The 9,649-nt window shown below is 68.0% G+C and carries 8 protein-coding genes; all 8 read left to right on the forward strand.

What is annotated here, in order from left to right:
* The first annotated feature begins 589 nt into the window (after positions 1-589).
* Positions 590-916 carry a cytochrome c gene (locus Q0C41_RS27045; RefSeq protein ID WP_291989366.1) on the forward strand — a complete coding sequence of 109 codons (327 nt, stop codon included), beginning with the start codon at positions 590-592 and terminating at the stop codon, positions 914-916.
* Between the two features lie 175 nt (positions 917-1,091).
* Positions 1,092-2,150: a DmsE family decaheme c-type cytochrome gene (locus Q0C41_RS27050; RefSeq protein ID WP_291989368.1), complete on the forward strand. Its 1,059-nt coding sequence runs from the start codon at positions 1,092-1,094 to the stop codon at positions 2,148-2,150.
* Between the two features lie 11 nt (positions 2,151-2,161).
* Complete coding sequence (locus tag Q0C41_RS27055) at positions 2,162-4,330, forward strand: MtrB/PioB family outer membrane beta-barrel protein (protein ID WP_291989370.1); 2,169 nt, start codon at positions 2,162-2,164, stop codon at positions 4,328-4,330.
* Between the two features lie 240 nt (positions 4,331-4,570).
* On the forward strand, positions 4,571-5,236 hold the full coding sequence (locus tag Q0C41_RS27060) for a hypothetical protein (RefSeq protein ID WP_291989372.1): 666 nt from the start codon (positions 4,571-4,573) through the stop codon (positions 5,234-5,236).
* A complete protein-coding gene (locus Q0C41_RS27065) occupies positions 5,233-6,822 on the forward strand; it encodes a flippase activity-associated protein Agl23 (RefSeq protein WP_291989374.1) in 1,590 nt (529 codons plus the stop codon). The genes Q0C41_RS27060 and Q0C41_RS27065 overlap by 4 nt, the downstream gene beginning before the upstream one ends.
* Positions 6,819-7,613 (forward strand): glycosyltransferase, encoded by a 795-nt coding sequence (locus Q0C41_RS27070; RefSeq protein WP_291989376.1) that lies wholly within the window; start codon positions 6,819-6,821, stop codon positions 7,611-7,613. The genes Q0C41_RS27065 and Q0C41_RS27070 overlap by 4 nt, the downstream gene beginning before the upstream one ends.
* Before the next feature lie 35 nt (positions 7,614-7,648).
* Positions 7,649-9,073, forward strand: a complete 1,425-nt coding sequence (locus tag Q0C41_RS27075) for a Gfo/Idh/MocA family oxidoreductase (RefSeq protein WP_291989378.1) — start codon at positions 7,649-7,651, stop codon at positions 9,071-9,073.
* A 1-nt stretch (position 9,074) separates the two neighbouring features.
* The coding region (locus tag Q0C41_RS27080) for an FAD:protein FMN transferase (protein ID WP_291989380.1) at positions 9,075-9,649 on the forward strand (575 nt) is incomplete at its 3' end.

The following is a 9,649-nucleotide window of genomic DNA, read 5'->3' on the forward strand; positions in this document are numbered from 1 at the left end:
GACGGCCGTCGGCGCCAGCCATGCACGCGCGGCCGCATGGCGGCGGGCGTCCGGGGGGCGGACGTCCCGGTGGTGGTCCGGGGCGTGGACCCGGTCCGGGTCTTCGCACGAGATAGCTGGTGTTCGGTGCGCGTCGCGTGTCGGCGCGCGCGTAGTGCCGGAGATACGGCAGTCTGATTCCCGTGTAGGTCGACTCCTACAACCCTCGTTGTTCAGCGCGTCAGCTTCCCGACATGGGTGGGCTGACGCGCTCCCCTCACACTGGCACGCAGCCACACGCCCGCACGCTTTCCTCAGCAATTCGAGCAGTTGCACGTTCGTCGCGCGACGATCGTCGGTCGCGCGGCGCACCAGAGACGTGCTCGGGTGTCGTCAGACAGCCGGCATAGCGGACTGTCTGAGTCGCCATTTCAGCGGTCACTTACCTCTTTCAGTGCACAGTTCGTTGCGCTATTCTCCGCCTGCACTTGCAGTGATGCCGACTTTCCGGCAGCGCATGGTACGGTGCATCGCACACGAGCGGCCGCGCGGTATGTCGACGTACCGACCTGATACCAGTTACCCGCTCCTTGCGAGAAGGAGACGTCACATGAAGCGCATTGCCTCCGGCGCGGTCCTCGCCGCCATCATCGCCCTCCCTGCCCTACTCAGCGCCCAGGACGTGGAGAAGGGCAAGGCCGTGTACACGGCCAACAAGTGCCAGACCTGCCACGCGATCGAGGGCAAGGGCAACAAGAAGTGGCCGCTGGACGGCGTGGGCAAGAAGCTGTCGACCGACGACATCACCAAGTGGATCGTGACGCCGGCAGAGATGGAAGCCAAGCTGGCCGAGAAGCCGAAGATCAAGATGAAGGCCTACAAGCTCGCGGACGAGGACCTGAAGGCCCTCGTGGGTTACATGGCGAGCCTGAAGTAGGTCTGCACTGTGGGTGACGGCCGGCTCACCCTTCCCGCGCGCCATGACGGCGCAACCGCTGGCCGCGTTGGCGCCGCGCTCACCACCGTGAGCGCGGCGCTGTTCCTGCCATTCTTCCTTGTCGAGATGGCTGGACCATGATGCGCCCGGTCGCGCGAGGGCAATGGAGGCTGACATGAGGCGAGCAGCAAGTGCGTGGACCGGCATCGTTGCCGTGTTCGCGATGTGGGTCGTGGTGACCGTCGCGTCGATTGACGCGAGAAGCGGGCCCGACCAGGAGGGTCTCGTCCGACCCAAGCCGAGTGCCGCTGCGCCTGCGCAGGCGGCGCCCCTCGCACCTTCCACGCCCGCGCACGCGTCTCTGGCGGCTGGGGCCACCGGCAAGTTCAAGGCGACGCTGGCCAACGGCCAGCCGGCACCCGGGTTCACCGGCGACGACACGTGCATTCAGTGTCATGAGGCCCAGGGCAGCATCAACAAGACGCCGCACGGGCGAGTGAACAACCCGCGCACGCCGTCGGCCAACAGTGGCTGCGAGAGTTGCCATGGTCCCGGCCAGGCGCACGTCGACGACGACGACAAGGGCAAGATCCTGCGCTTCGGCGACACCAAGGAAGACGCGCGGATCGGCAACGAGGCGTGCCTGTCGTGCCACACCAAGGGACCGCATGCCCTGTGGGATGGCAGCGCGCACGACGCGCGCAACATGGCGTGCTCGTCGTGCCACAGCGTCCACACCCCGAAGTCGTTCGAGAACCAGCTCAAGACCGACACGCAGACGGCCTTGTGCCAGTCGTGCCATCAGCAGCAGGCGGCGAAGATGCGTCGGGCCTCGCACATGCCCATCGCCGAGGGCAAGATGGAGTGCTCGTCGTGCCACAACGCGCACGGCGCCACCAACGTCAAGCTGCTGAAGGTGGGCAACTGGCTCAACGAGTCCTGCATCAGCTGCCACACGGAGAAGCGCGGCCCGTTCCTGCACGAGCACGCCGCCGTGCGTGACAACTGCGTGAGTTGCCACGACCCGCACGGCTCGCCGCACGAGCGCATGCTCATCGCGAAGCAGCCGATGCTCTGCCAGCGGTGTCACAACCACTCGCGGCACCCCGCGACCATCTACGACCAGACCCAGTTGAACAACCGCAGCAACCGCATGCTGTCGCGCGGCTGCGTCAACTGCCACTCGGCCATTCACGGCAGCAACCACCCGGCTGGCGTCACGCTGCTTCGCTAGGAGACACGATCATGACGACACGCACTCTTGCAGTCGGCCTGCTCGGCGCCCTCCTCACGACGGCACCGCTCCTGGCGCAGACCCCCATCGGACAGCCCCCCGCCGACGACAGTCAGGCCGGCACGGTGCTGGACCCGAATCTGCGATCGGTGGACTTCGGCGTCCGCCTCAACGACGTGGACGGCGACGAAGCGCGCTTCAATCGCTACCGCGACAACCGCACCGGGCCCCTGCTCCAGGGCTTCCGGTGGACGAGCGAGACCGACGCGCGCCTGTGGCGCGTCGAGGCCGACAACGTCGGCTACCGCGATCAGCGCTTCGGCGCCAGCGTCGAGCAGTTCGGTCGCTTCAAGGGCTGGTTCGAGTACAACCAGATCCCCTACGAGCAGGACTACTCGACGCGCACGCCGTTCAGCGTCGTCAACAACACCACGGTGACGGTGGACGATGCGTTGCAGTCGGCCATCGGCTCGGGCCAGGCGACGCTGAACCCCGCGGTCGAGGCCTTCGCCTCGCCGTTCGAACTGCGCATGAAGCGCGACATCACGACCCTGGGCGGCCAGTACCAGCTCAATCGCCACACGGACATCAACTTCGCGCTGATCTCCACCGGCCGCAAGGGCAACCAGCCGTGGGGCTCCAGCTTCGGCATGGCCTCGACGTTCGAGGTGCCCGCGCCCGTCCAGACGCGGAACACCGAGATCGCCGCCAACGTCGAGTGGGCGAACAAGAAGGCCATGTTCAAGGCCGGGTATGACGGATCGCTGTTCAACAGCGAGACGGAGTCGCTGACCTTCGACAACCCGCTGCGCCTCACCAACGCCAGCAACGCCAGTTCCCTCGGCCGCCTCTCGCGCTGGCCGTCCAGCACGATGCACACGGTTTCGGCGACGGGCTCGGTCGCCCTGCCAGCCAAGAGCCGCGTGATCGCGTATGTGGCGCAGTCGGCCATGACCAGCGACGCGCAGATCCTGCCATGGACCGTCAACCCGGGCATCACGACGGTGCCGCCCCTCGAGCGGACCGCCGTCGACGCCGATGCCGACGTGACGACCGTCCTGCTGCGCTTCAACTCGCGTCCGGCGAACTGGGTGTGGCTCAACGCCAGCTTCCGCTCGTACGACATGAACAACAAGACGCCGGTCTTCCACTACGACCAGAAGATCAGCTACGACACGACGCTGGTGAACTCGCCGGGCGACAAGTCGCACCCGTACTCGTTCAACCGGCAGACGACCGAGCTCGATGCGTCGTTCACCCCGTGGCGCAACGGTGCCTTCCGCATCGGCTACGTCCGCGAGGACATCGACCGCACCAACCGCATCTTCGACACCACGTCTGAGGATTCGTTCCGCATCGGCTACGACTGGACGTCGAACCGCTACGTGACGGTGCGGGCTGGCTACCTCACGCAGAAGCGACGCGGCGACGGCTTCGACGTGTCGATCCTCGAGGGTTACAGCGAGCAGCCGGGTCTGCGTCACGCCGACCTCAGCAACCGTGATCGTGACCAGGCGCAGTTCGTGGTCACGTTCCTGCCGGCCGACAGCGTGTCGTTCAACGTGAACGGATCGGTCGGCGAAGACGACCGGACGATGGACGGCGACTTCGGCCTGCGTAGCCAGGATTTCTCGACCATCGGCTTCGGCGTGGACTTCTCGCCGGGCGACGCCTTCACCATGGGCGCCAGTTACCTCTTCGAGACGTTCTCGTCCCTCGAGACGAGCCGCACGGCGAGCCCGCCGCCCGACCCGACCTTCTTCGACGCGCGCCGCAACTGGAACGACGACATCGAGGAGGATGTCTCGACGGTCAACGCCTACTTCGAGGCGCCCAAGCTGTTCGGCAAGCTCGACTTCGGCGTGAACTACGACTACACGAAGGCGGACACGTCGTTCGTCTACAGCGTGGTGGCCAACAGCACGCTCCCCACGCCGGCGCAGCTGAATCCGGTTTACAACGACTGGACGCAGGCCCGCGTGACGACGGCGTACTGGCTTCGCCGCAACCTGTCGCTCGGCCTGACGTACATGTACGACCAGTTCGGCGTCAACGACTGGGCGCTCGGCACCCAGACCCTCGACCGCCTCGCGCACTCCAACACCTTCCTGCTGATGAACTACGGCTGGGAGAACTACACGGCCCACACCGTGTGGCTGAAGGCGACGTACCTCTGGTAGGGAGGTGGGGCCAGCTCTCCGGGCTGGCCCCACCTCGTGTTTCGTCGGGCACGCACTGGTCGCAACGGGAGTCGCTGCTGTCGTGATTGAGGCGCGCGGTAATCGAACCGATGCCCGGGGCCGACTGCGCCCACCACCTCCATCGCCCCGGCCGCGGCTTGACCCCCCAAAATGGACGGACATACACTCCGCGGAGATAGCGGAGATAGCCGTGCACCTGCCCTCTGGCCGAGACCCTCGATGACTACACGCACATTTGCTGGCCTGATCGTATTCGCCCTGACCCTGGCACCCCTTGGCGCACAGGCCCCTGCGGGCAAGGTCGAGTTGAAGCTCTCGCTCCCGAAGCCCATGTTCATCGGCACGCCCACCAACATCAAGAGTGCCAACCTCGAGGTCTCCGGCAAGTCACGCGGGCCGTTCTACGTGCCGAAGGGCACCGTCCTGCTGTCGGCGAAGAAGCCGGTCACCTCGAGCGACTCGCTGCCGGTCATCGGCGAACTCGACATGATCACCGACGGCGGGAAGTCGGGGGGCGACGGCTACTTCGTGGAGCTCGGGCCCGGGTCGCAGTGGGTGCAGATCGACCTCGGCGCCTCGCACCCGCTCTCGGCCATTCTCCTGTGGCACTACCACACCCAGGCGCGCGTCTACCGCGACGTCATCGTCCAGGTGTCGAGCGACGCGTCGTTCAAGACCGGCGTGACGACGGTGTTCAACAATGATCACGACAACTCGTCGAAGCTGGGCCAGGGCAAGGAGAAGGAGTACATCGAGGTCGCCGAGGGTCGGTTGATCGATCCTCAGGGCGCTCGCGGACGGTACGTCCGGCTCTACTCCCGCGGGAACACCACGAACGACCTGAACCACTACGTCGAGGTCGAGGTCTACGGCCTGCCCAAGTGACCCGGTCGTCGTTCGGCGCCCTGCTCGCCGTCGCGGTCGTCGTCGGTCTCGCACTGCGGCTCGTGCGGCTCGACGAGCGACCGATGCACCATGACGAGGCGAACCAGGCCGTCAAGTTCGGCGCGCTGCTCGAACGCGGCGAGTACCGCTACGACGCGGTCGACCATCACGGGCCGACCCTCTACTACCTGACCCTGCCGGCGGCGTGGCTGCGCGGCCAGTTCACCCTTGCCGCCCTTGACGAGCGTACCCTCCGCGGCGTGACGGTCGCCTTCGGGGCGGCGACCATCCTCGTGCTGTCATGGCTCTCGGCCGGCATCGGGCGGCCGGCCGTCGCCGCAGGCGCCTGGTTGATGGCGCTCTCGCCCGCGATGGTCTTCTACTCGCGGATGTACATCCAGGAAGCGTTGTTCACCAGCTTCACGCTGGCGTTCGTGGTCGGCGTCGGGCGTGTCGCGACCGGAGGCGGCATGGCCTGGTTCGTCCTGGCGGGCGTCGCCGCGGGGCTCGCCGCGGCCACCAAGGAGACGGCGGTCATCGTGCTGCCCGTGGCGCTCGTCGCGAGTGCCATCGCCGGCCGGTCGCTCGGCACCGCGACGTGGCAGAACCCGATGACCGTCCCGCGCCGCCGACGGGCCGCGCTTGCGAGCGTGGCGCTGGCGTTCGGTGTGGCTGGCCTCTTCTACTCCTCGTTCCTCACCTCGCCCGGCAGCCTCCTCGAGCCGTTCCGCGGCGCCGGCACGTATCTCGATCGCGGCGTCAACCCGGCCGACCATGGGCAGCCCTGGAGCTACTACCTGCGGCTGCTCGCCTACCACTCGGCGCAGGGCGTGACGTGGAGCGAAGGACTGGTGCTGGTGCTTGCCGCCATCGGTGCGGCCACGGCGTGGCGCCAGCCGACTCCTGCCACCGTCGTCGCGGCGTTCTGGGCGCGGTATCTCACGATCGACGTGCTCGTCTGCGCCGCCGTGTTCTCGGCGATCCGGTACAAGACCCCGTGGAACGTGCTGCCGTTCCACGTCACCGCCATCGTCCTCGCCGGCGTCGGATTCGCGTGGCTGATCCAGCGGCCGCCCTCGCGACTCGCGCGCGCCGCGCTGGTGGTGATCGGCGTCATTGCTGGCGCGCAGCTGGGATGGCAGGCCTGGCGCGCGTCGGTGACCTACGCCTCCGACCCGCGCAACCCCTACGTCTACGCCCAGACCGTGCCCGACGCGGTCCGCATGGCCACGCGCATCCGCGAGCTGGCGGCGGTGCATCCCGACGGGACGCAGATGCAGGTGTCGGTGATTGCCCCGCCCTCGGAGCAATGGCCCCTGCCCTGGTATCTCCGAGCGATGCCGCAGGTCGGCTACTGGGCCGCACCCGACGATCCCGTGGCGCTGCAGGCGCCCGTCCTCGTGGCGTCGCTCGCACACGCGCCGGCGCTCGACGCGTCGCTCGGCGACCGCTACGTCTCGGAGTTCTACGGCCTCCGGCCCGAGGTGCTGCAGGCCCTGTACGTCGAGGGTGACTTGTGGGAGCGTTTCCTGGCGAGTGTCGCCCGCGGTGACGAGGGCACGCCCGGCGGTCCGATGCTGCGATGACGCCTCCCGAGCTTGCCCTCGTCGTTCCGTGCTACAACGAAGCGGCCCGGCTCGACAGCGCCGCGTTGCTGGACTTCGTCAGCACGCGACCCGGCGTCCAGCTGGTGATGGTCGACGATGGGAGTACCGACACGACCGGGGCGATCCTCGATGGCATGCGCGCGGCGGCGCCCCGCAGCGTCACGACCGTCAGGCACCGCCCCAATCGCGGCAAGGGCGAGGCCGTCCGGGCCGGCGTGCTCGCGGCGATCGACCAGCGTGCGGCGCTCGTGGGCTATTTCGATGCCGATCTCTCGACGCCCCTCCGCGCCATCGACGACTTCCTGGCCGTCCTCCAGGGCCGCCCCACCATCGAGTTCGTCCTCGGCTCGCGTGTCCAACTGCTCGGGCGTGACGTCCGGCGGAAGGCGACGCGGCATTACCTCGGGCGCGTCTTCGCGACGGCGGTGTCGCATGCCCTCGACCTGGCGGTCTACGACACGCAGTGCGGCGCCAAGGTGTTGCGGGTCAACGAGGCGACGGCGGCGCTCTTCGCGGAGCCGTTTCGCAGTCCCTGGATCTTCGACGTGGAGCTGATTGCGCGGTACCTTCGGACGCCGGTCGCACCGGACGAACCCTCGCGGAAGGACCGCCTGTACGAACTCGTGCTGCCCGCCTGGCACGACATCCCCGGGTCGAAGCTGCGCTGGTACGACTTTGCCCGTGCGGCCGTCGACGTCGGGCACATCTGGCGTGAACGTGTCGCGAGCCGACCTGCCTCCGGGGCGGGTCAGACGACGGCCTCGCGGTGAGAGTGTGTGCGTGACATGGACAGGAGAGCAGAGCAATGAGCAGTGACAAGCAATCACCCACCCAGGTCTCCCGACGCGCGTTCATGGGGACGGCGGCCACGGCCGCCGGCTTCACGATTGTCCCGCGTCGCGTGCTCGGCGGCACCGGCTACCAGGCGCCCAGCGACACGGTCAACGTCGCCGTCGTCGGCTACATCCACGGCATGGGCACCTCGAACCTGCTCAACGTGATCAAGAGCGACAACGTCGTCGCGCTCTGCGACATCGACGAGAGCGCCGCGGCCAAGGAAGCACTGAAGCGTCGCGACACGATCGCGAAGGTGCCCAAGGCGACGATGTACAAGGACTACCGCGTCATGCTCGAGAAGCAGAAGGACATCGACGCGGTGCTCGTGGCCACGCCCGACCACTGGCACGCGCTGATCGCGATGGCCTCCATGCAGCTCGGCAAGCACGTCTACGTGCAGAAGCCGCTCACCCGCACCATCAGCGAGGCGCGCGCGCTCGCCGAGGCGGCGCGCAAGTACAAGGTCGTCACGCAGATGGGCAACCAGGGCCACTCGGAGGAGGGCCTGCGCCTGATGCAGGAGTGGCTCGAGGCGGGCGCCATCGGCCAGGTGAGGGAGGTGCACTGCTGGACCAACCGGCCCATCTGGCCGCAGGGCATGCCGCGGCCGACCGAGACGATGGCCGCGCCCGACGGCCTCGATTGGGACTTCTGGCTCGGCCCCGCGCCCGTGCGGCCGTTCCACAAGACCTATCACCCGTTCGGCTGGCGCGCGTGGCAGGACTTCGGCGCCGGCGCGATGGGCGACATGGGCTGCCACGTGCTCGACGCGTCGTTCACCATCCTCAAGCTGGGCGCGCCGACCAGCGTCGTGTCGTCGCTCGGGTACAACTTCCTGCCCCCGGCGCCAGGGCAGCGGGGCTTCGGGCAGCGCGTCGAGTACAACGACAGCTATCCGCCTTCGTCGCTCATCCACCTGTCGTTCCCGGCGCGCGGGAACATGCCGCCGGTGACGGTGCACTGGTACGACGGCGGGCTCCTCCCCGAGCTGCCGGCGGAACTCGAGCCGGATCGCAAGCTGCCGGAATCGGGCACCATCTTCGTCGGCGACAAGGGCAAGATGTGGTGCGAGACGTACTCGGAGAGCCCGCGCCTGATCCCCGAGACGGCGATGCAGGCCTTCCAGCGGCCGCCCAAGTCGCTGCCGCGCGTGGAAGGCGGCCGTGGCGGGCACGAGAAGAACTGGCTCGACGCGATCCGCCAGAAGGGCAAGGCGGTGGCCGACTTCGACTACGCCGGGCCGTTCACCGAGGCCGTGCTGCTCGGCAACGTCGCGATGCGCTTCCCCGGGGAGCGGCTGATGTGGGATGCCGCCTCCATGAAGGTGACCAACAAGCCCGAGGCCGATCAGTACGTCCGCCACAACTACCGCGGGACGTGGTCGCTGGGTTGATGTGAGTCAGCCGGACGAGGAGAGCGGTCTCCGGATCGAGGGGCGCCGCGCGCGCGACGCGCGGCGCCATTCGCACGAGGCGATGCACACCGTCTTCGAGGTGTATGCCCTGCACCCCGACGCGCGGTATGCGGCGCAGGCGGCCGAGGCCGCGTTGGCGCTGACGCAGCGGCTCGAACGAGACCTGAGCCGCTTCATCGCCAACAGCGACATCTCGCGGATCAACCGGCTGGAGGCGGGTGAAGCGACTCGCGTGAGCCTGGAGACTCTGGAGTGTCTCGTCATCGCGCGGCACATGTTCGAGGTGACCGACGGCGCGTTCGACATCTCGATCGGCACCGGCCTGTCGTCGATCGAGCTGGACGAAGACGCGCTCGTCGTCCGCGCGACGCAGCCGGGCGTGCGCCTCGATCTCGGAGGCATCGGCAAGGGCTACGCGGTGGACCTGATGGCGGACGTGCTCGAGGAGTGGGGGCTGCGCGTGGCGCTCGTCCACGGCGGCTTCAGCTCCGTGCTGGCGCTCGACGGCCCCGTGGATGGCGAGGGCTGGCCGCTGACCCTGAGCGACCCGGCGGC

It is taken from the genome of Luteitalea sp. (assembly GCF_022842525.1).
Taxonomy (GTDB): Bacteria; Acidobacteriota; Vicinamibacteria; order Vicinamibacterales; family Vicinamibacteraceae; genus Luteitalea.